This is a genomic window from Streptococcus oralis (assembly GCF_026782085.1).
In the GTDB taxonomy this organism is placed as follows: domain Bacteria; phylum Bacillota; class Bacilli; order Lactobacillales; family Streptococcaceae; genus Streptococcus; species Streptococcus oralis_DA.
Genome location: NZ_JAKUVW010000002.1, coordinates 104,009 through 124,495, shown reverse-complemented (window position 1 = coordinate 124,495; position 20,487 = coordinate 104,009). Strand labels below are relative to the sequence as shown.

Here is a 20,487-nt window from a genome sequence, read left to right as displayed (position 1 = left end):
ACTAATATCGACTGCTTCGTCGTAGGTCAAATTCAATAGATCTGCATGTTTCGTTTTGAATTCTTCAATATTCAGCCATGTTTCTTTGTCGTCTTCGCTGATTTGGCCGTCAATGGCAGAAGCTACTTCAATCGCCATAATATACATCGCACGCTTGTCAACCGTTAAAATATCTAGATGAGTGGAAATAATCCGCAAATAATCACCTTTCTTGCGTCCATCGCTTTCATAGGAATCTTCAAAATCCAATATTAGATACTCATATTTAAATGAGTTCCATGGATTATCTCCTATTTTAAAATCAGTCACCCCCCAACGTTCATCATTCGAAGAAAATTTATCCAAACTAACGCTAAAATAGAAATCATCATCACGTGCGTAAGAAAAACCAACTTCCACACCTTTGCGTTCTTTGAATCACATTTTCCAAGGAAATTCCATACAGGCCTGATAGATACTAATTTCGTAGTTGCCTTTAAGATATAGTCTCACTCGTCTTCCTAGTCGTCATAAACACGTTCACCATGGATTTTAATATATTCTTCGCGAAGCCTATCCAATTCTTCCCAGATGGGATCGTCAATAGCATCAATCGTTTGAATTTCTTCCAAACTCATCTCATTTGCTTCATCAAAGGTTAAAGATAAGATATCTTCGTGCTTTTCCTTGAATTCCTCGATTGTTAGCCATGTTTTCTTGTCATCTTCGCTAATTTGTCCATTAAAGATTGTAGCAATCTCAATAGCCATGATATAGAACGCTCTTTTATCAAGAGTGAGCAATTCAAGATGGGTAGAAGCCAAACGCAAAAAGTCTCCATTTTCGCGAAAATCAGTTACATAAGCATTCTCAAATTCCAAATTTAGATCTTCATCAATTTGTGAATAAAAACGGTATTTTATTCCTTCTTGTATCGGAATATGCAACCAACGTTCATCATAATCCTGTTTATCTAGTTTTAGATGAATGGCTATATCATTCCTATCTCTGATTTTAAGAAAACCAGAATAGGAGAGAGGGATGCCTTCTCCTTGATAATTTTCAAACCACATTCTCTTCGCTAATTCTAAGTAATCAAATGGAATTTCTTTGGTGTAATCGCCTTTGATGTAAATTCTCACTCGTCTTCCTCATCGTCATAAACTCGTTCACCATGGATTTTGATGTATTCTTCCCATCCTCTGTGTAATTCATCCCAAAGGGGTTCATCAATCGCCTCCATAACCTCTAGTTCTTCCAAACTAATATCGACTGCTTCGTCGTAGGTCAAATTCAGCAGGTCTGCATGTTTCGTTTTAAATTCTTCAATACTCAGCCATGTTTCTTTGTCGTCTTCGCTGATTTGACCGTCAATGGCAGATGCTACCTCAATCGCCATGATATAGAGCGCTCGCTTATCAACCGTTAGAATATCTAGATGAGTGGAAATAATCCGCAAACAATCACCTTTCTCACGTCCATCGCTTTCATAAGAATTTTCTAGATCCAATGTCAAGTTTTCATATTCAAATGTCTTCCAAGGGTTTATATTTGTATTAAAATTTGCACTCTCCCAACGTTCGTCATTATATTTAAATTTATCCAACCGTAAATTCAAATGTAAATCTTCATCCCAAGCATAGGAAAAATCAAGTGGAATTCCTTTTCGCTCTTTGAACCACATTTTTTGAGCTATTTCTTTAAACTCTTCATAAAAATCAGTCTTGGTGTAATCACCTTTTAAATATAATTTCATTCTTCCTCGTCGTCCAACTCTACCTCTCCATGGATTCGGATATACTCCTCGCGCTTCCTATCCAATTCTTCCCAGAGAGGCTCGTCTATGGCTTTCAAAACCTTTATCTCTTCTAAACTAATATCGACTGCTTCGTCGTAGGTCATATTCAGTAGGTCTTTATGTTTCGTTTTGAATTCTTCAACACTCAGCCAAGTTTCTTTGTCGTCTTCGCTGATTTGACCGTCAATGACAGATGCTACCTCAATCGCCATGATATAGAGCGCTCGCTTGTCAACCGTTAGAATATCCTTATGAGTCGTGATTATTCGAAGATAGTCTCCTTTTTCTCGCCCATCACTTTCATAAGAATCTTCAAAATTTAAATTTAAATTTTCACGCTTAAAAGTCGCCCAAGAGTCTTTTCCTATTCTAAAATCAGCCATTCCCCAACGCTCATCATTTGAAGAAAATTTATCTAGAGTTAAACTCAAATAAAAATTATCATCAAATGCATAAGAAAAACCAACTTTCACTCCCTTACGTTCTTTGAACCACATTTTCCAAGGATATTCCATACAGTTTTGGTATATACTAGTTTCGTAGTTTCCTTTAAGATATAGTCTCACTCGTCTTCCTCGTCGTCATACACACGTTCACCATGGATTTTGATGTATTCTTCACGAAGCCTATCCAATTCTTCCCAGATGGGTTCGTCAATAGCGTCAATCGTCTGAATTTCTTCCAAACTCATCTCATTTGCTTCGTCAAAGGTCAGAGATAAGATATCTTTGTGCTTTTTCTTGAACTCCTCGATTTTTAACCATGTTTTCTTATCATCTTCACTAATTTTTCCATCAATCGCAGTCGCAATTTCGAGTGCCATAATATACATAGCTCGCTTATCAACTGTTAATATATCTAGATAATTCGAAGCGATTCTTAGATAAGCTCCCTTTTCTCTACCGTCGCTTTCATAACTTCCTTCATAATCCAAATCAATATTTTCATATTTTTGGGAATTGATTGCACTGCCCCCTTTTGCCTTGACATCTTTCCAACGAGAGCCACTTGCTCCCCACTTATCTAACCGTAAAGATAAATAGAAGTCATTTTGCAACATCTCATCATCCCCGACATTTGAGAAACTTATTTTTTTACCATTTCTTTCTTTAAACCACATTTTCCATGCGAGTTCTCTGTAGCCAAATGACACTTTTCTAGTATAATCACCTTTGATGTATATTCTCACTCGTCTTCCTCGTCATCATAAACTGGCTCGCCATGGATTTTGATGTATTCTTCATTCCTGCGGTCATCTTCTTCCCAGACTGGGTCTCTCACATCGTCCATAAATGGAATTTCTTCCAAACTCAGCTCATTAGCCTCTTCATAACTCATCGAAAGGATATCCTCATGCCGTTTTTTAAATTCCTCCACACTTAACCAGCTCTCTTTATCATCTTCGCTAATCTGACCATCAATAGCAGTCGCAATTTCAATAGCCATAATATACATAGCTCGTTTATCAACAGTGAGAAGGTCAAGGTGGGTAGAAGCGATTCTTAAACATTCGCCTTTCTCACGAAAGTCCGACATGATAGCATCTTCGTAATCTAGCTGTATATATTCACATTTATGTGATAAAAAATCATATTTTATCCCTTCCTTTATTTGGACACTCCTCCATCTAACATCATGAGTTTCCTTGTCTAATTCTAAGTGAATAGAAAGTTTATCGATTGGTAAATCTAGATACCCAGCATACGATAAATCTGGCTCTATTCCATCTTTTTTCTCAAACCACATCCTTTTCGCTAGTTCCATGTAATCAAATGGAATTTCTTTGGTGTAATCGCCTTTGATGTATAGTCTCACTCGTCTTCCTCGCTAATCTGACCATCAATTGCAGAAGCTACCTCGACTGCCATGATATACATAGCTCGTTTATCAACCGTTAAAATATCCGTATGTGTCGTAGCAATCCTAAGGTTTTCTCCACGTTCTCTCCCATCAGTAATAAAATCATTTTCAAATTCCAATTGAATGTTTTCATCAGAAAACGAAGTCCAAGGATTGCTCTTATCGTATGGTATATGATTCCATCGTTTATCATTAAATCGCCATTTATCAAATTGAACTCCAAAAAAGAAATCATCCTGTAACATAGCATCATCACCAACATTGGAGAAACTTATTTTCTTGCCATTCCGTTCCTTAAACCACATCTTCCAAACAAGCTCTCTAGTTGTGAAGTCTATTTTTTTCGTAAAATCACTTTTGATATATAGTCTCATAAATCTGAGATATCGCCTCCATGTGCTAGTATATATTCTTTTCGACGATTGGCTTCTTCCTCCCAAAGAGGGTCGTCTACCACATCCATCGTTTGAATTTCAGTCAAACTTAGTTCATTTGCTTCTTCAAAAGTTAGAGATAGAATAGCCTCGTGCTTTTTCCTAAACTCCTCGACTGTTAGCCATGTCTTCTTATTATCCTCGCTAATTTGCCCATCAATCACCTTTGCAATCTCAAGCGCCATAATGTACATAGCTCGTTTATCAACTGTCAAAACTTCTAGATGGGTGGTTAAAATACGGAGATAGTCTCCCTTTTCATTATAATCCGTAGCAAATGCATCTTCAAAATTAATTTCAATACTTTCCTTAATATGTGAAAAGAGTCTTCGTACCCCTTCCTTTAGGGGGACACTAGACCATCTCTTATCGGCAGTGCCTTTCCTCAAGGATAAATTTGAGAAAAAATCTTCTTGTAATGCATCATTGTTCCCAGCATTTGAGTAAGAAATTTGCTCATCTTCTGGAAACCACATTTTACCAGCTAGTTCTAAATAACCATAAGGTACTCTTTTTGTATAATCACCTTTTAAATATAATTTCATTGTTCACTCCTTATTGCGTCAAGTATTTAAAAGCTTTCCACATATTTTTGATAACTTCTTCTTTAGCTCCTTTTCCAAGTCCATTTAGTTCAGATTGTTCATTTACCCAGTTTACAATATCCTGCCTACTTGAAATAGTTGAGGCTTCAATATCTATGTCGAGGTTATAACCTGACTTTCCACTCCCCGATTGAACTTGGATTTTCCCACTATCTGGCTCCGCATCAACTCGAATATTATCGACTTTTTTACCGTTAACTCGTCCAGAAATCTTTTTTCCAAAAGACTTACTCGTCGGTTTATTTGCCTTCCAGCTATCGTAGTTGCTAGAATAATTAACCTGAATTTCGCCATTTAGTAAGGCCGTATTTGTAATAGCTGATAAGCTAGTTACTGCTCCACTAGATATCAGTACATTTCCATATTGTACCACTGATACAGATACTGCGGTACCAACTACGAGACTTCCTCCCATTGTTGGTGGACTAGCCATTATACTCAATGTTTCGAGAGCACCACTCGCAAAGTAGACTCCTAAACCAGAGGAAATTTGAGCTACTTCACTCCAAAATTCGACTGAATTTGCTTCAAAGTTTTGGGCTTTTAGTTCATCAAGCTTTTTGTTAATCAAATGAGTATAATCATCATCATATTTCCCATTTTTTAAAACGACATAGCCTTGCTCCAATGAATGAATTTCAATGATATTCCCTGTTTCATCAATCTTAAGAGTGTGATTGTAGTCGTCAATTATTTTATCCCATTCGGACTTGTCGTGGCCTTTTTAGCGCTTCTTTAATTCAGCACGATAGTAGGCGTCACCATCTTCTGATAACATCATATCCCTAGATGCTTTATTGAAGTTCAGAATCTCTGCGAATTTCAATCCCTCCTTAAAAGAGAGTATATTTTCCAACCCAAAAGAAAGCAGACCAAGGCTATCGAATAGTACAAAATTTTCCGAAGCAAATGATTTAAAACTATCTTTCTCATCTGATTCACAACTGTATATAACTGATTCATCGCATTGTCCGAGCGTTGTTCCCAAACAGTTACTGAAGTTCCCGTCCTACTTTCGATAATCGTATTATTATCGGCTACCAATTTCCAGTATTCTCCAGCATAACTAAGTTGCTTCTCCTCATGAATCCAGCTAATTTCAACACGCTTGTTTCCCTGTAATCTATTGTTGTAACTGAATAATACCTCACCATCTTTAGATGAAATCTTACTTTCAATTTGATTATCGTTATCAATAACATAAATAATTCCTATGTTTTGACCGTTCTCTTTCGATTTTTCTATGTGAATATGTCTATCAATATCATTCCAATACGTTTCATATTTCTCTTGAATCAATTCGATCATACTGCCTTTAACTTCCATATTAGAAAATGAATAATATTGATAGATTGGCTTAATGATGAACAATACTATATAAAAAAGGAAAAATAGGGAAAAAAGGACAGACTTGCTTTTATTTCTCATTTACTGCTCCTCAATAAGTTCATTTTTATCATGAATAATACTCAATAAAAAACGGTTAAAAGTATACATCGGTTCATTTCCCCAATGTTCATATGCTTCCGGATTGTCCTTTATTTTTGATTCCAGTTCCAACCACTTATCTTGTAAATGTAGAATTCCGTCATCATAACTCCCATTTCCTACATTTACAACAAATTCACGTGCTCTAGGTATAGTCTGCGAATCTATATTATCATAGTACTCATTTACAGTTTCAACGTAGTTTTTGTTATTCTTTATTCTATAATAAATATTCACTGCATCAAGGTCAGCTTTATAATCGTCATTTCCCATACTCGGAGGAGCTCCATTAGCACCTGCTACGTCACCAAGATATCCTGCTCTCTCATTTAATATTCCGAATATAACATCTGTCACATCCTCCATTGGAGACTCATTGTAATAAGTAGAAATAACGGCATTTAAATGAGTATAATCAATTTTACCACTAAATCTTTCTAACATTTCTTCCAATTCTTTTTTTTGACGAGAATCTAAATCATGATAACTACTTTTACCATATATTGCATTTGTTGCTTTATCCAATTTCCCCTCGACAGTTTCCACTGAATCACTTTCCTTAATTGAATCCAAACCTGAAAGTCTGTGTTGATTTACTAACACTTCTTTCAATAAATTAATTTCAGATTCTTTAAAACCAAGTTCTTCCATCGCTTTAATAAAGTGTTTTTCAGCATTTTTTAATGGTAATCCTGCAGTATAGTACCATGAAGAACCGGAATATGATAACTCCGCCATTAGCCGAACTAATTCCAGGTTGGCTTTTTCTACTCCAAATTTATTTTTTAGTTTGTCATATAACTTATATATTATTTTGGATTCAATTTCACTAAAGCCATAAGCATTTTGTAATGTATTTACAAATTGTACTTCTGATGAATATAAATTCTTATCAATTGTTTTTAACTCATGATTTTCAATCTTCACATCCTTCATCTTCTGCACCCAGCTCATGTCCAGACCGTCCGCATAGTAGTTGCCATCGCTATCGACAATGACTTTACTTAGTTGCGTAGCTCCTTGAATCGCTAAGCTAAGGACTTCTAGACTATCGCTGAAATACTGGGAAACCTGTGAGACAAAAAATTCTAGTTTTTCAATCTTATCATCCAAATCCTGAATACCTGACTCGATTTGAGACTTAGTATTGTAGAGGATGGTCTTCTCAGAGAAAGCTTTCCCCCAATTCAGTGTAAAGAGATCTTTGATTTGATTTAGCCAGTTCTCCCTCGCTTGAATCTGAGCTTCTACGATAGCTAACTGCTCTTCCCTCAATTTTTTCAGTTCCTTGAGCTGGTCCAGGTCCAAATCTCCATATCCAGAGACCTGAGCATCCGCATTTTTATAGGAGGTCAACTCTAGTTGGATATCATCTATCGCTGCTTGTAACTTCTTGATGCTGGGGATGATAATCTCTGTAAAGAGACCCTTCCCAGCTGTGTAGGCTGCTCCTGTCAGCTCACCTGAGTCTAAAGAGGAAATCAGGTGGTCACATCCACTAGATAAACGGTCCGTAACTTCATTTGCGACCTGGAGATTGTTAGTCATAGCCTGAATCAATTCTTGGGATTCTTGTGCGCTGTATTTTATTCCCATGGTAGCCGATTCCTTTCTGATATCAGTTCTTCTCTAGCTTCATCGAAAGACCGACGAGCCTTCTTCGTTTGTTTTCCCAATTCATCCAGTTCCTCTTCTACATAAGAGTTGATCTGTCGTTGAATGGTTCTATTATCACTTTCGATTTGCTCTATCACCTGACGAGAACTAGGCGAGATAGCTAATAGAGTCGCCATACGATGGTGGATACTCTGGATTTCTGAGTGAAAGTGAGTTACCTGCAGTTCATATTGTCTTTTTAGAGTCTGAAGACTTTCTTCTTTATCGTCAATCTTGACAATTTCTCGCCAAAGTTTGTAGCGTTTTTCTTCGTTCTTATCTGCCATTTTTAATGTTCCCATCTCTTAGCCAGCTCTACGTCGCGTTTTTCAATCTTATGAGCAATTTCTGGAAACTTATTTGCTTGGGTCAAAACAGCCGAGCTGAAATCACTGACCGCCTGAAGCATTTGATTGCAAGCCTGGCGTCCAGCTTCCATCCCTGCGATTTCAGAAGTATACGAAAATTCTACTTGCTGATTTTGCTTCTTGCTCGTGTCATACCCAACCAATTCATTAATAGCTGCCTCTGCTGCTATCGTGCTAGATTTTATCTTTCCACCCATACTTCAAACTCCCTTTATTCATTGTATATTGACCATATCATAACACAAAAATAGTACGATTTCAAAACAAACCCTAAGGGCAAATGCGCTCATCTCCTTAGAGTAAACTCTATCGCTCACTGAATGAGTTTGACAAAGACGGTACTAGTCATTTTGGAAACCCGTTTTCTGATGCCTTATAGTTTGACTAGTCTTATTAGCAAGGCTTGTTCACCTCTCGTGAGAAACAGAAAAAGACAAGCCCTAGAAAAATTCCTAGGGCTCGTCTTATGTGTCAAAATGAGCTATGTTTTAACTGACTCCTACAACTCTGTCCGATTTTCAATGGCTCGTAAGAGTGTGACTTCGTCCGCATACTCGATATCAGCTCCCACGGCTAGACCTCGTGCTAGGCGAGTGACCTTGATACCAGCTGGTTTGAGGAGACGAGAGAGATACATCGATGTCGCTTCTCCATCCGCTGTCGCATTGGTTGCCACGATCACCTCTGAAACCTCACTATTTATGAGACGGGTCATGAGACTCTTGAGGTTGATATCGTCTGGGCTGATGCCATTCATAGGAGAAATGAGGCCGTGCAAGACATGATAGAGTCCATGGTATTCTTGGATATTTTCCATAGCAGCCACATCGCGACTATCCTCTAACACCAAGATCGTTGTCTGGTCTCGAGTCGGATCCGTACAGATCGAGCAAGGGTCATCATCCGTCAGGCGACCACAGATGGAACAATAGGTCAATTCCCGTTTAGCAGACAGGAGATTCTTGGCAAATTCATTGACATCATCATCAGACATTCCAATGGTATAGAAGGCTAGGCGGGTAGCCGTTTTGATTCCGATACCTGGTAACTTTGAATAGCTATCAATCAGCTTGGCAATAGGTGTTGGATACAGCATAAGTTCCTTTCTAATTCATTGGATGGTGTTGGTGATAAAGATTGATAATGTCGCGTGCAATTGAAGGTCCGACACCGTTTGTAAGGTTGGTGTTATGAGGAAAGACGACTGCGACCGCGATTTGAGGATTTTCGGTCGGTGCATAGGCGACTGCGTTGGTATTATTGGCTTTTTGACCGCCATTAACGTAACTTTCGGCAGTACCCGTTTTCCCGCTGATGGAAACGGCTGCGCCATTTGAAAAGGCACGACCAGTTGTCAGAGCACTCGTTCCATGCGAAACTTGATAGAAACCTTGCTGCAAGATAGCCATATCTGATTCTGAAATATTGACCTTGTTCAGTTCCTTAGTGGCTGTTTCTTGAACCAGACTACCTAAGCCACCTTGGTCATTGTTTCCATAAACCCCTTCAACGATGTGAGGAGCTAAACGTACGCCATTGTTTGCAATGGTTGCTACATACTGGGCTAACTGCATCGGTGTGTAGTTGTCAAACTGACCAAAGGAATTATTGATATAGTTCCCCAAATCAAATTCTTTCGGCGTAAATCCTGTGGATTCATCTGGGAGGTCAATCCCTGTTGAAGCTCCGAGTCCATATTCCCCAAAGGTTGATCGCAATTTGCCCATTGCAGTCTCTAACTGTCCCGTTGCGACTGTCATATTTGGTGTGTAGGTTTGTCCCATGATTCCTAGCGCAGTTTGAACCATGTAAGTATTAGAAGAGTATTCCAAAGCCTCAACTGCTGTGATAGGGAAAGAGCCATAGGACAAGGTATACCATGAATTGATAGGGGCCGAACCTTGGAAAACAATCGGCTGGTCTGTCAAGGTTTGATTACCTGACAAGACTCCATTTTCCCAACCAGAGCTGATGGTCGCTGCCTTAACGACAGATCCTGGCACAAAGACATTGGTTATCGTTCCAAGCGAATCTGAACTTAATTTTCCGGATTCGACATCATGCTTGACACCTGACATGGCCAAAACTGCTCCGGTTTTAGGATTAAGGGCTACGGCGTAAACCCCTTCAGAATATTTGGCTCCACCGTTACCCAACTCTGAGTTAAAGTAGCTCTTGAGTAGGTCATCCACACCATTCTGGAAAGCTAGGTCAACCGTTAACTTGATATTGTTTCCTTTGCTTCCTTCTTCGACATTTTCCACACTTTCCATATTTCCGTGTTTGTCGAGGTGGATTTCCTTTACGGAACGTTTTCCTTGAAGAACATCTTCATATTGCTTTTCAAGATAGGAAGTTCCCACTCGGTCATTGAGAGAATAGCCTTTTTTGAGATAGGCATCAACTTCTTCTGCTGGAAGTCCTGACTTCTCATTTGAAACGCTACCAACGATTGTTGATAAAGATGTATCCAGTACTTTACGATCCCATGAGGTTGAAATGCTGATACCTGGTAATTCCTTGGACGCTGATGCAACGAGAGCAACTTGGGTATCATCTAAGGCATCCGTAGAAATGGTTCCCGTTGCAAAATTTTCAACAGCATTGAGCTGACTAAAGAGATAGATTTCCTTTTTCTGGTCATCTGTATAATTGAGTTGACTCACGTCAATGCTTTCAACCACATTATTGTAAAGTGTCGCTTCCGATAAGCGGTTCCCATCTGAATCCAGGCGTTTATCACTTGGCAAGGATTCGACTGTTTTTTTGTAAATATCCTGGTCCGCCAAGTAGTAGTCTGCAATCTGTCGATCTGTCAGATCTGGGGAAGTTACATTTACATATGTGAGGAGTTTCTTGGCTGTCTCCTTCAGTTCAGCTGCCGTCATTTTATTGTTTCGTGTGAAAGAAACAACCTGCTTGACAGTATTTTCTACCAAGGGTTTCCCTGCCGCATCATAGATCTGTCCACGAGCTGAACTGGTTGTTACCCTTGTTTGGCTGGCTGAGGCCAATTTTGTTTCATAGAAATCTTTATTGAGCACCTGCATGTATAACAAACGACCAATAATGGCCATAAAGAGCAGGATGACAATCGCAAATAGTAAATTAAGCCGAATCGGAATCGAATGGCTATTAAATTTTCTCATACAGCTAAGACTCTTTTCTAGAAAAATTTCTGATTTTTACCCTTATTTCCCCTAAAATAATAGAGCAAACAGGTAAAGCTCAGTACATTTCATTGTACCATATTTTACGGAGAAACTCTTGGAAAAGTCGAAGCATTTTTTGACTTTTAACTGAAAATGCCTTTTTATTTGGTTATCCTATTTTCTATGATATAATGATAGTAATAGTTAGGAAAGCGTTAACTTTTAAGACTTTGACTCATAAAAAGGAGCCTCATGAACAAGCCAGATATCGCAACCATAATCGACCTCCATTTTGAAGAATTAACCGAGCTCGAGCAAGAAATCGCTCGCTATTTTTTGCAAGCTGAAACGATCCAAGATGATCTCTCTTCTCAGCAAGTTACCCAGAAATTACATATCTCCCAAGCAGCCTTGACCCGCTTTGCCAAAAAGTGTGGTTTTACAGGCTACCGAGAATTCGTCTTTCAATACCAGCACCAAGCTAGTAAACCGGACACTCATTCGCACAAACACAGTCCTTTAACCAAACGTGTTTTGCGAAGCTACAGTATCATGCGAGAACAAACACAGGATTTGATTGACGAAGAACAACTGGAACGCGTCGCCCAATTAATCGATGACGCAGAACGAGTTTACTTCTTTGGGACGGGAAGTTCTGGTCTGATTGCCCGTGAGATGAAACTGCGCTTTATGCGACTAGGTGTTGTCTGTGAAGCTTTGACCGATCAGGATGGCTTTGCTTGGACGACCAGTATCATGGATGAAAACTGTCTGGTACTTGGCTTTTCCCTATCAGGAACTACCCAATCCGTCCTCGATAGTTTGTTGGATGCCAAGGAAATGGGTGCCAAGACCATTTTATTTACCAGCGCTCCAAACAAAAACAGTCAGGCCTACACCGAAACGGTCCTTGTGGCAAGCCATAGTCAATCTTCTTACATCCAGCGTATTTCCGCTCAACTCCCTATGCTCATTTTAATAGATTTGATTTATGCCTACTTTTTAGAAATCAATCGCGATAGCAAAGAAAAAATCTTTAATAGTTATTGGGAAAACAAAAAGCTCAACGGCTATCGTAGACAAAAACGTGTTAGAAAATCCTAGTTTGGTTGGACCAAACTAGGATTGTTTTGTTTTGAAATGATAATAGGCACCCAACATCCCTGCGGTATTTTGGTGATGGGCAAATTCTAATCGTAAAATAAAACGAGCTATTATCCAGAAGTATGTTCTATAAGATTATAGTTTAATGCAAAGTGTAGCGATGTAGTCATTTCCATAAGGTGACAAGCGATGTCTTTTGTCACATGATTCATAAAAATCGATCATCGCAAGACCATTTTTCAGTTGTCCTCTAATCTGAGTTTCTAAGGTGTGGCTAAATTCATATCCGTATTCTGGATTGATGGTGATTTTGCCTTCCGCTTCAAGCTCTTTGGAATTAAACGGGATGGAGAACTTTAACAGTAATTCCTCTTCGGGTTGGTCCCATACAACGTCAGCGTCATACATGTAGATCCAAGGATTCATAAACCCGACCATTAACAAGCCACCCTTTTTCAATACGCGAGAGGCTTCTTTATACATGTTTTCTAAATCCTCTATGTATACATTTGAAACCGGATTAAAAACAATATCAAAAGTTTCATTTTCAAATGGAAATGGTTTTGTCATATCGCCTTGAACGGTATTGATTTTTAAACCTTCTCTTTTAGCAACCAACTCATCTCTTTGTAATTGTGATTTAGAAAAATCCATAATGGTGACATCATAACCTTTTAGAGCAAAAACGGGACCCTGCTGTCCACCACCACAAGCTAACCCTAATATCTTTTTCCCGTTTGCTTTTTCAAACCATTCTATCGGAACTTTTTTCCCAACAGTTAAGGCAACAGAAATTGGATGTTTTCTAACTTCTTCTAATTCTTCCTGTGTCAATGGCTCAGTATAGTCGTTTTTTACATTATTCCATCTATCTTCATTTAATTTTATATAATTACTCATCTTACAATCTCCTCGTAATTTTATATGATTTCGACTTCAGGTGAATAGGTTCCCATTACATTTTTTTCACCTCTACAAATTCTAATTTGTCAATTTTTCGTCCATCTCATTATATCACTTTTCCACATTTTCTCATTTACTCAAGCTAAATATCAATTCAATGGATGATAGAATTGCTCTCTCCTTAACTTCTCATGCAAGTCGGTTATTTTCTCCTAGTTTCTCACGATTACATCCTTTGGCTCAAATTTTTCAATAAAAAAAGAATTAAGCAAAACAGTTTTCACTCGAGTAGTGATTCAGTGTTCTGCTTAATTCTATAGTTCCAAACTAGGATTGTTTTGTTTTGAAATGATAATAGGCTCCCAACATCCCTGCTGTGTTTTGGTGATGGGCAAATTCTAATCGTGTTTTTTCAGCCAGGCTTGGCACCAAGGCCGCCTTCAAGGCTGTGCGAATCTTTGGTTTGAGGATAGCCTCTTGCCCCATGATACCGCCACCGAGAATGACCACTTCTGGATTGGCAACGTAGCAAATATTTGCCAGACCTTTTCCTAGATAGTCTACCATACGGTCAATACCTGCCATACAGATTTTATTTCCTTCAGTGGCTTCCTTGAAAATGCGTCGGCCATTCCACTGATCAACTGAATCTCCATGGGCTGTTGCTACATACTCAACCAAGGCCGTCGTAGAAGCAAGATCCTGAAAAGCTCCATCCTGCATGTGCATGTAACCGACTTCGCAGGCCGAATTGCTAAATCCATGGAAAACTTTCCCATCCATAATCAAGCAGCCACCGATACCGGTTCCAATGGTCAAGCAAAGTGTGACACTCGCTCCCTTACCTGAACCAGATACTGCCTCAGCAAGACCTGCACAGTTGACATCATTTTCAATCTCACAAGGAATCGCAAAACTCGTCTCGATTTCCTTCTTGAACTGGGTTCCTGCATAGTTGGGAATCTGAGGACCAGCATAGAAAATCTCACCCTTATCAGGATCCACCATCCCTGCAGAAGAAATGGCAACACCTGCTACTGGGCCTTTTTCTAAATAGCTGGCTACGATATCTTTTGTCTTTTGTAAGATATGGGGTCCACCCTTATGCGCCTCAGTTGGCATTTCATGCGATTCAACAAGTTGACCTTCTTGCTCAATCAAACCATATTTGATGTTGGTTCCACCGATATCAATTGCAACGTAGTGTGTCATAAATACCTCCTTATGGATTAGAGGAAGCGCTCCTTGGTTTCACGAATCAATTGCGCTGCTGCTTCTACAACTGGTCGATCTTCTTCAGTCACTGGTGTCAATGGTGAACGAACTGAACCAATGTTCAAACCTTCATTGATTTTCAATACTTCTTTGATGACACCGTACATATTTCCATGTGCAGAAGTGAGTTTGCCAATGATTGCATTGATAGCGTATTGCAATTCACGCGCTGTTTCCAAATCTTTCTCAGCAATCAACTCATTGAGTTTCAAGAAGAGTTCTGGCATCGCGCCATAAGTACCACCGATACCAGCCTTAGCACCCATGAGGCGTCCACCTAGGAACTGTTCATCTGGACCGTTAAAGACAATGTGGTCTTCTCCACCAAGGCTGACAAAGGTTTGGATATCTTGAACTGGCATAGAAGAGTTCTTAACACCAATAACACGTGGATTTTTCAACATTTCTGTGTAGAGGCTTGAAGTCAAAGCAACACCTGCCAATTGAGGAATGTTGTAAATCACGTAGTCTGTGTTTGGAGCTGCAGCACTAATGTCATTCCAGTATTTGGCAACTGAGTACTCAGGCAAACGGAAGTAAATAGGTGGGATTGTTGCGATAGCATCTACTCCCAAGCTTTCCGCATGGCGAGCCAGTTCCATACTGTCTTTAGTATTGTTGCAAGCTACGTGAGCGATGATGGTCAATTTCCCTTTGGCAACTGCCATGACTTCTTCCAAAATCAATTTGCGGTCTGCCACACTTTGGTAGATACATTCACCAGAAGAACCATTTACATAGAGACCTTGAACTCCCTTATCAATGAAGTATTGAACCAAGGCACGCGTACGCTCTGGGCTTACTTCTCCTTGATCATCGTAACATGCGTAGAAGGCTGGAATGACACCTTCGTATTTTTTCAAATCTGACATAGATTTTCTCCTAAGATTTCTTTTTTTCTGCTGAGAGCAGTTCTATTTTTTACAAGTTTAGTATACACCTTGTGAAAATCGCTTTCAATATCTTGTATACACTTAGATTTTAGTTTCTACCTGTATTTTAGAAACTGTAACGATTGAAAGTAGTTTCAGAAACACCTCATCCTACTGGTATTTGGCGAAAATTTTCTCCATCAAACCTGCTTGGAGAAAGACCAGCAAACCAAAGCCAAAGAGGATAAAGGCCGATCCACCCAAAAGGAGAGTGAAGGCGGATAGATAAAGAACCATCACAATAAGAAAGAGAATGGCTAACATGAGGAAGAACCATGGAAAGTTAAAACTTGCCAAGATAAGCCCTTTTTGCAGCACTTCTTTCCAAGACAAATCATAGCGCGCAGCGATGGGATAACTAGCCAGCATCACGAGAGTGAGGAAGATGAGAATCCCCAAACAAATAGCTTTCACAATCTGGAAAGGCAAAGCTGTCTGACCCCAGAAGAGATAGAGATCTAGAAGGCTTAATGACACAATGCCTAACTCTAACAGACCCAACTGAAGCCCCAGTTTCAAATTTTGCTTGAAGGCCCTTATATAAGTTCTAAAGACTGGTACCCGTCTGCTTCTCTTAATCTCGAACATAGTCTCATAGAGGCTGATTTTCGCCACTCCAATCGTCACGATGGGCAAACAAGAGACGACAAAAAGAAGATTGACTGTCACAATATCCAAGACTTTCTCACTGAAACGCATGAGAAAATTATCTGTATCAAATGCTGCCTTGATAAGGCTTACTCCTTTTTGTGCCATGTTTGCTCCTCCTGATTCTTTTAATCAATCAAAATTTTAAAGAGATATTTGCGAACCTTCTCTTCCATACCTGCATAGCCATTTGGCTGGTGTGGTTCTCCTGGGAAGAAAATCGCAAAATTGTGATAACCCAACAAGAGTGGGTATTTTTCATGACAATGGACAAAGCCAATGTCGCTCGCTTCGTCGAATACTACCGCTTCGTCTTTGATACGTGAACCGTAGCTCGAATATTCATGTCCTTCTACCAGCAAATGCAAGTCTGCATAGTTCTTATGATGCTCAAATTGATCATTTTCAGCTTGATTGAGGACATTTTCCTGAACAACTAGAAAGACCTTGTCCCCGTCAATCTCATACTTACCGAGTTCGAAAGAATCCTTACGGTGCTGATAGAGATAGTCGATAGCCTTGTCTAGATTTGGATGGATTCCCTTGTAAAAGGCGATGTTTTTCAAATCGTCAAAAATCATACTGTTTCCTTCGTTTCTGATAGTTACTATTTTTCAGTTTCGAATTATCCTTTCTCTATTTCCCTGTAATAGTGCGGACGGAAGCAAATTCCTTCGGTATTTCATTCCTAATTTTTGAGCCTTTTGCTCTTTCATCGTCAGTCTCAAAAATTCCTTCTAAGATAAGCGTAAGATTCTTATCTTAGATACTACTAAAGCGGGAAATAGCCACCATTAAACGAACCTACTCTAACTAGTATCATGAAAAGAGTTCATTCTTAAGTTTATAAGTGTCTGACAAAACTTCACGAAGTAACTGCATACTCTCCATTTTGTAGACACTTATAACTCTGTATTTCCATGGCATGTCAAGACCACTTCTGCAATCTTGATACACTAATTTACTTTTCTTAACCTTTGACCGCTCCCATAGTAATACCCTGAGTGAAGGATTTTTGGAAGACAAGGAAGACGGTTACGATTGGCACGGCTGCAAGAGCTGCACCCGCCATGATCAAACCATAGTTGGTTGCCATTTCAGCCTGCATAGTCGCAACCCCGAGTGAGATGGTCAAGTTTTGACGTGAAGTCAACATAACCAACTGCATAAAGTAGTCGTTCCAAGTATTGATGAAGGTAAAGATCGCAAGGGCTGCAAATCCTGGTTTCACGATAGGGAAGGCTACGCTCCAGAAAGTACGGATCTCACCACAACCGTCGATTTTAGCTGATTCAAGCAATTCTGTAGGGATATTTTCACTGAATTGTTTCATAAGGAAGACCCCAAATGGCCATCCAATCAAAGGCAAGATAACTGCCCAAAGAGTATCGTGAATTCCCATGAAGTTGACGATACGTACCAATGGTACAAGAACAACTTGTTTTGGAAGAGCCATGGCAGCGATAAAGACTGCAAAGAGGATGCGTTGACCATAGAAACGTTTCTTAGCCAAGACATAACCTGCTAGAGAAGAGGTTGCACAGACTAGGAACATGGTTACTAGCGAGATAAATACAGAGTTCCACATCCACTGCATAGCAGGGTTTTGCACCATGAGTTGTTGGAAGTTCTCCATGGTTGGCATTTTAGGGAACCACTGTGGCGGAATCATAATGGTATCAGGCTGTGATTTGAAGGCCCCTGTCAAGATCCAGTAGAATGGAAAGATGAACAGTACGGTCAACAAGAGCAAGATAATCGTTGAAATAACAGTGAAAGCTGTTAAAGGTTTCTTTTGTGTAGGTTGCATAACTGTCTCCTTTCTTTAGTATTCTACGTCGTTTCCGAGGATCTTGAATTGAGCAAAGCTGACAATGGCAATCATCACTGCCAAGAAGACACCGATGGTATTTGCATAGCCGTACTCTGTCAATTGGAAGGCTTTTTCGTAAAGATAGTACATCAAGGTACTTGTTGAATAGTTTGGACCACCAGAAGTCAACAACTGAATCAAGGCGAAACATTGGAATGAGTTGATGGTTGTGATGATTGCGATGTAAAGAGTTGTTGGAAGAAGGCTAGGCCATTTGATCTTCCAGAAGACTTGGAATTCAGTCGCACCGTCTACACGCGCTGCTTCAACAAGTGAGTTGTCAATATTCCCCATTGCAGCGATATAAAGGATAATCGGTTGACCAACAGATGTTGTCAAAAGAATGATCATAATCGCTAGCAAAGCCCAGTTTTTGTCACCCAGCCAAGAAATGTTTTGGCTGATGATGTGGCTTGACTTAAGGACAAAGTTTAGAATCCCTGATAGGGGGTCATAGATCCATTTCCATACAACCGTTACGGCAACACTACCTGTAACTACAGGAAGGAAGAAGACGAAACGATAAAAAGAACGGGCAATGGCATTTTGATGATAGGTTTGAGATGCTACAAAGAGCGAGAAGAGAACCACAATCGGAACAGATCCAATAACCAGGATAACGGTATTGATCAAAGACTTCACAAAGACAGGGTCTTTAAACATGCGAATGTAGTTGTCCAAGCCCACAAACTCAAATTTAGTCATGGAGTAGTTAAAGAAACTTGTAATGAATCCCATAATCATAGGAGCCAAGACAAAGATGACAAAGAAGAATAACACTGGTGCTAGGAAAGCGTAGGAAATCACTGTTTCCCGCATACGAATTTTATTGACTTTCACAGTCGGCACCTCTCTTTCAAATAGAATAGTTTTTAATTTTCTTGAACTGTTTTAAAACCAAAATGAAATTTTTTAAGATTCGCTTATGTAAGAACTTCATTTTAATTTCGTGACAGTTCCTACCATTTCAAACAAAAGTCCCCCTTTTCTTACACCATAGTGCACAGGGAAAAGGGGGGAATCAATCTGACTTAGTGCTTATTGTTTTGTAGCTTTTTTGATGGTTTCGTTAGCTTTTTCAGTGAAGGCTTTCAAAGCATCCGCTGGTTTTTCGTCACCATTTGATACAGATTGCAACATTGGGAACCAAAGTGTTCTCATTTCAGCAAATCCATCGATAGTGTTGTAGTATGGTGAGTAGTATTTAGTCCAGCCACTGATTGTTTCCATACGTTTGTCTTCATAAAGTTTGCCAAATGAAGTACGAACTGGGAAGGCACCTGTACGAACTACGTCTTTAGGACCCCATTCTTTGTCATCTGCGATGAATTGAACGAATTTCTTAGCAGCTGCGACTTTCTTATCGTCTTTGTTGTTAAATACTGCAAATCCGTTTACAAGGTATTCAAGAGATGGTTTACCTGAGTCTGATGGGAATGGTACTTCTACCACATCTACCTTACTTGCTTCCAAGAGTTTTGCTTGGATACCGTTTTGAGCTGGTGCCCAAAGGATTGTGTATGAAGTTTGACCGTTGGCAAAGTTTTGGATGTCTGCTCCACCGTCAAATTGTGAACCGTTGTTCAACAAACCGTCTTTAATCCAGCTAGCAGCTTTTTCAAGACCTTTGACGAATTTAGGATCGTCTGTTGTATATTTGGTTACGTCTTTGTCTGTTACAGAACCGCCATAAAGGTTTGCAATGAAGGCACGTGTTCCTTGGTCTCCCCCTTGACCAGAACTGAACAATGAACCTGGTGTATAGCCTTTATCTTTAAGCGCTTTCAAAACTTTTTCAAAGTCATCAGTTGTCCAACCTTCTTTTACAAGGTTTGCAACTCCAGCATCTTCCAACATTTTCTTGTTCATAGCCATGTAGAATGGAGCTGAACTGATTGGATACATGTAAGCTTTGTCTCCAGCCTTACTTGCTTGTACGATGTTTTCGTTGTTGACATCTTTGACGAATTCGTCTGTGAAGAGGTCGTTCAACTCAGCCAATTTACCGTTTTTACCGTACTGGATGATACGTCCTGGTGCGTCAAAGAGTACGTCTGGCGCTGTCCCTGCTTCGATGGCTGTTGTGATCTTTTCAGGACCTGACTTGAAGTCGATGGTTTCCAATTTCACTTTTACATCTGGATTTGCTTTTTCAAAAGCTTCGATGATTGATTTTTCATAAGTTCCAACACCGTCACCAGTTTTTTCTTGTGTGAAGACTGGGAATGCCCACCAAGTGATTTCTGTTTTCCCGCTATCGCTACTAGAGCTTCCAGCATCTTTGCTTCCACCAGAGTTACCACAAGCCGCAAGGCCAAGAATCGCAGCACCCGCAAGTACTGTACAAGCTAGTTTTCTAAATTTCATCTGTATTCTCCTAATTGATAAGCGTATCCATATTGGATAATGAGC

At 39.6% G+C, this 20,487-nt stretch carries 22 protein-coding genes and 2 pseudogenes; 1 reads left to right on the top strand and 23 read right to left on the bottom strand.

Features of this window, described 5'->3' with window-relative positions; translation table 11 throughout:
- From MK395_RS01510 to pbp2b, 15 genes and pseudogenes are all read right to left on the bottom strand, one after another.
- On the bottom strand, nt 1-399 hold a 399-nt coding region (locus MK395_RS01510; RefSeq protein WP_268711117.1), incomplete at its 3' end, for a hypothetical protein.
- 101 nt (nt 400-500) lie between these two features.
- Nucleotides 501-1,121, bottom strand: a complete 621-nt coding sequence (locus tag MK395_RS01505; protein ID WP_268711116.1) for a hypothetical protein — start codon at nt 1,119-1,121, stop codon at nt 501-503.
- Nucleotides 1,118-1,735, bottom strand: coding sequence for a hypothetical protein (locus MK395_RS01500; RefSeq protein ID WP_268711115.1), 618 nt, complete (start codon nt 1,733-1,735; stop codon nt 1,118-1,120). Before MK395_RS01500 ends, MK395_RS01505 begins: the two co-directional genes overlap by 4 nt.
- Nucleotides 1,732-2,343 (bottom strand): hypothetical protein, encoded by a 612-nt coding sequence (locus MK395_RS01495; RefSeq protein WP_412079842.1) that lies wholly within the window; start codon nt 2,341-2,343, stop codon nt 1,732-1,734. Before MK395_RS01495 ends, MK395_RS01500 begins: the two co-directional genes overlap by 4 nt.
- A complete protein-coding gene (locus MK395_RS01490) occupies nt 2,340-2,966 on the bottom strand; it encodes a hypothetical protein (protein WP_268711113.1) in 627 nt (208 codons plus the stop codon). The genes MK395_RS01495 and MK395_RS01490 overlap by 4 nt, the downstream gene beginning before the upstream one ends.
- Nucleotides 2,963-3,592 carry a hypothetical protein gene (locus MK395_RS01485; RefSeq protein ID WP_095725866.1) on the bottom strand — a complete coding sequence of 210 codons (630 nt, stop codon included), beginning with the start codon at nt 3,590-3,592 and terminating at the stop codon, nt 2,963-2,965. The genes MK395_RS01490 and MK395_RS01485 overlap by 4 nt, the downstream gene beginning before the upstream one ends.
- Nucleotides 3,592-4,011, bottom strand: a pseudogene (locus MK395_RS01480) (hypothetical protein); the annotation flags it as partial. The gene MK395_RS01485 and the pseudogene MK395_RS01480, both read right to left, overlap by 1 nt.
- On the bottom strand, nt 4,008-4,616 hold the full coding sequence (locus tag MK395_RS01475; protein ID WP_000780960.1) for a hypothetical protein: 609 nt from the start codon (nt 4,614-4,616) through the stop codon (nt 4,008-4,010). The gene MK395_RS01475 and the pseudogene MK395_RS01480, both read right to left, overlap by 4 nt.
- A gap of 10 nt (nt 4,617-4,626) precedes the next feature.
- Nucleotides 4,627-5,481: pseudogene (locus tag MK395_RS01470) on the bottom strand (virulence protein); the annotation flags it as partial.
- Between the two features lie 17 nt (nt 5,482-5,498).
- Nucleotides 5,499-6,104 carry a hypothetical protein gene (locus MK395_RS01465; RefSeq protein ID WP_268711112.1) on the bottom strand — a complete coding sequence of 202 codons (606 nt, stop codon included), beginning with the start codon at nt 6,102-6,104 and terminating at the stop codon, nt 5,499-5,501.
- Nucleotides 6,105-7,760, bottom strand: a complete 1,656-nt coding sequence (locus MK395_RS01460; protein ID WP_268711111.1) for an ATP-binding protein — start codon at nt 7,758-7,760, stop codon at nt 6,105-6,107. It lies immediately after the preceding gene.
- On the bottom strand, nt 7,751-8,122 hold the full coding sequence (locus tag MK395_RS01455) for a hypothetical protein (protein WP_255778755.1): 372 nt from the start codon (nt 8,120-8,122) through the stop codon (nt 7,751-7,753). The genes MK395_RS01460 and MK395_RS01455 overlap by 10 nt, the downstream gene beginning before the upstream one ends.
- The gene (locus MK395_RS01450) at nt 8,110-8,385 is read right to left on the bottom strand and encodes a TIGR04197 family type VII secretion effector (protein WP_000509001.1); all 276 of its coding nucleotides are present in this window, start codon (nt 8,383-8,385) and stop codon (nt 8,110-8,112) included. The genes MK395_RS01455 and MK395_RS01450 overlap by 13 nt, the downstream gene beginning before the upstream one ends.
- Before the next feature lie 302 nt (nt 8,386-8,687).
- On the bottom strand, nt 8,688-9,284 hold the full coding sequence (gene recR, locus MK395_RS01445; protein WP_049519006.1) for a recombination mediator RecR: 597 nt from the start codon (nt 9,282-9,284) through the stop codon (nt 8,688-8,690).
- 10 nt (nt 9,285-9,294) lie between these two features.
- A complete protein-coding gene (gene pbp2b / locus MK395_RS01440) occupies nt 9,295-11,337 on the bottom strand; it encodes a penicillin-binding protein PBP2B (RefSeq protein WP_268711110.1) in 2,043 nt (680 codons plus the stop codon).
- Between the two features lie 255 nt (nt 11,338-11,592).
- On the opposite strand from pbp2b, the gene MK395_RS01435 reads away from it, so the two are divergent.
- A complete protein-coding gene (locus MK395_RS01435) occupies nt 11,593-12,444 on the top strand; it encodes a MurR/RpiR family transcriptional regulator (protein WP_049479676.1) in 852 nt (283 codons plus the stop codon).
- Nucleotides 12,445-12,579: 135 nt separating this feature from the next.
- On the opposite strand, the gene MK395_RS01430 is transcribed toward MK395_RS01435, so the two are convergent.
- The 8 genes from MK395_RS01430 to MK395_RS01395 all read right to left on the bottom strand — a co-directional run bounded on the left by MK395_RS01430 (nt 12,580) and on the right by MK395_RS01395 (nt 20,442).
- Nucleotides 12,580-13,344, bottom strand: coding sequence for a class I SAM-dependent methyltransferase (locus MK395_RS01430; protein WP_268711109.1), 765 nt, complete (start codon nt 13,342-13,344; stop codon nt 12,580-12,582).
- A gap of 330 nt (nt 13,345-13,674) precedes the next feature.
- A complete protein-coding gene (locus tag MK395_RS01425; RefSeq protein ID WP_268711108.1) occupies nt 13,675-14,559 on the bottom strand; it encodes an ROK family protein in 885 nt (294 codons plus the stop codon).
- Nucleotides 14,560-14,576: 17 nt separating this feature from the next.
- Nucleotides 14,577-15,494: a dihydrodipicolinate synthase family protein gene (locus MK395_RS01420; RefSeq protein ID WP_268711107.1), complete on the bottom strand. Its 918-nt coding sequence runs from the start codon at nt 15,492-15,494 to the stop codon at nt 14,577-14,579.
- 171 nt (nt 15,495-15,665) lie between these two features.
- Nucleotides 15,666-16,310 (bottom strand): YesL family protein, encoded by a 645-nt coding sequence (locus MK395_RS01415; RefSeq protein ID WP_129313358.1) that lies wholly within the window; start codon nt 16,308-16,310, stop codon nt 15,666-15,668.
- Nucleotides 16,311-16,330: 20 nt separating this feature from the next.
- Nucleotides 16,331-16,783: a YhcH/YjgK/YiaL family protein gene (locus MK395_RS01410; protein ID WP_061427879.1), complete on the bottom strand. Its 453-nt coding sequence runs from the start codon at nt 16,781-16,783 to the stop codon at nt 16,331-16,333.
- 389 nt (nt 16,784-17,172) lie between these two features.
- Nucleotides 17,173-18,012 carry a carbohydrate ABC transporter permease gene (locus MK395_RS01405; protein WP_001183243.1) on the bottom strand — a complete coding sequence of 280 codons (840 nt, stop codon included), beginning with the start codon at nt 18,010-18,012 and terminating at the stop codon, nt 17,173-17,175.
- 15 nt (nt 18,013-18,027) lie between these two features.
- On the bottom strand, nt 18,028-18,894 hold the full coding sequence (locus MK395_RS01400; protein ID WP_161801140.1) for a carbohydrate ABC transporter permease: 867 nt from the start codon (nt 18,892-18,894) through the stop codon (nt 18,028-18,030).
- A gap of 219 nt (nt 18,895-19,113) precedes the next feature.
- Nucleotides 19,114-20,442 (bottom strand): extracellular solute-binding protein, encoded by a 1,329-nt coding sequence (locus MK395_RS01395; protein ID WP_125388856.1) that lies wholly within the window; start codon nt 20,440-20,442, stop codon nt 19,114-19,116.
- Nucleotides 20,443-20,487 lie beyond the last annotated feature (45 nt).

Bases quoted from the DNA above. Each gene is read 5' to 3' on its own strand.
- MK395_RS01500 (WP_268711115.1), bottom strand. From the start codon at position 1,735: ATGAAATTATATTTAAAAGGTGATTACACCAAGACTGATTTTTATGAA.
- MK395_RS01475 (WP_000780960.1), bottom strand. From the start codon at position 4,616: ATGAAATTATATTTAAAAGGTGATTATACAAAAAGAGTACCTTATGGT.
- MK395_RS01465 (WP_268711112.1), bottom strand. From the start codon at position 6,104: ATGAGAAATAAAAGCAAGTCTGTCCTTTTTTCCCTATTTTTCCTTTTT.
- MK395_RS01460 (WP_268711111.1), bottom strand. From the start codon at position 7,760: ATGGGAATAAAATACAGCGCACAAGAATCCCAAGAATTGATTCAGGCT.
- MK395_RS01455 (WP_255778755.1), bottom strand. From the start codon at position 8,122: ATGGGAACATTAAAAATGGCAGATAAGAACGAAGAAAAACGCTACAAA.
- MK395_RS01450 (WP_000509001.1), bottom strand. From the start codon at position 8,385: ATGGGTGGAAAGATAAAATCTAGCACGATAGCAGCAGAGGCAGCTATT.
- recR (WP_049519006.1), bottom strand. From the start codon at position 9,284: ATGCTGTATCCAACACCTATTGCCAAGCTGATTGATAGCTATTCAAAG.
- pbp2b (WP_268711110.1), bottom strand. From the start codon at position 11,337: ATGAGAAAATTTAATAGCCATTCGATTCCGATTCGGCTTAATTTACTA.
- MK395_RS01435 (WP_049479676.1), top strand. From the start codon at position 11,593: ATGAACAAGCCAGATATCGCAACCATAATCGACCTCCATTTTGAAGAA.
- MK395_RS01430 (WP_268711109.1), bottom strand. From the start codon at position 13,344: ATGAGTAATTATATAAAATTAAATGAAGATAGATGGAATAATGTAAAA.
- MK395_RS01425 (WP_268711108.1), bottom strand. From the start codon at position 14,559: ATGACACACTACGTTGCAATTGATATCGGTGGAACCAACATCAAATAT.
- MK395_RS01420 (WP_268711107.1), bottom strand. From the start codon at position 15,494: ATGTCAGATTTGAAAAAATACGAAGGTGTCATTCCAGCCTTCTACGCA.
- MK395_RS01415 (WP_129313358.1), bottom strand. From the start codon at position 16,310: ATGGCACAAAAAGGAGTAAGCCTTATCAAGGCAGCATTTGATACAGAT.
- MK395_RS01410 (WP_061427879.1), bottom strand. From the start codon at position 16,783: ATGATTTTTGACGATTTGAAAAACATCGCCTTTTACAAGGGAATCCAT.
- MK395_RS01405 (WP_001183243.1), bottom strand. From the start codon at position 18,012: ATGCAACCTACACAAAAGAAACCTTTAACAGCTTTCACTGTTATTTCA.
- MK395_RS01400 (WP_161801140.1), bottom strand. From the start codon at position 18,894: ATGCGGGAAACAGTGATTTCCTACGCTTTCCTAGCACCAGTGTTATTC.
- MK395_RS01395 (WP_125388856.1), bottom strand. From the start codon at position 20,442: ATGAAATTTAGAAAACTAGCTTGTACAGTACTTGCGGGTGCTGCGATT.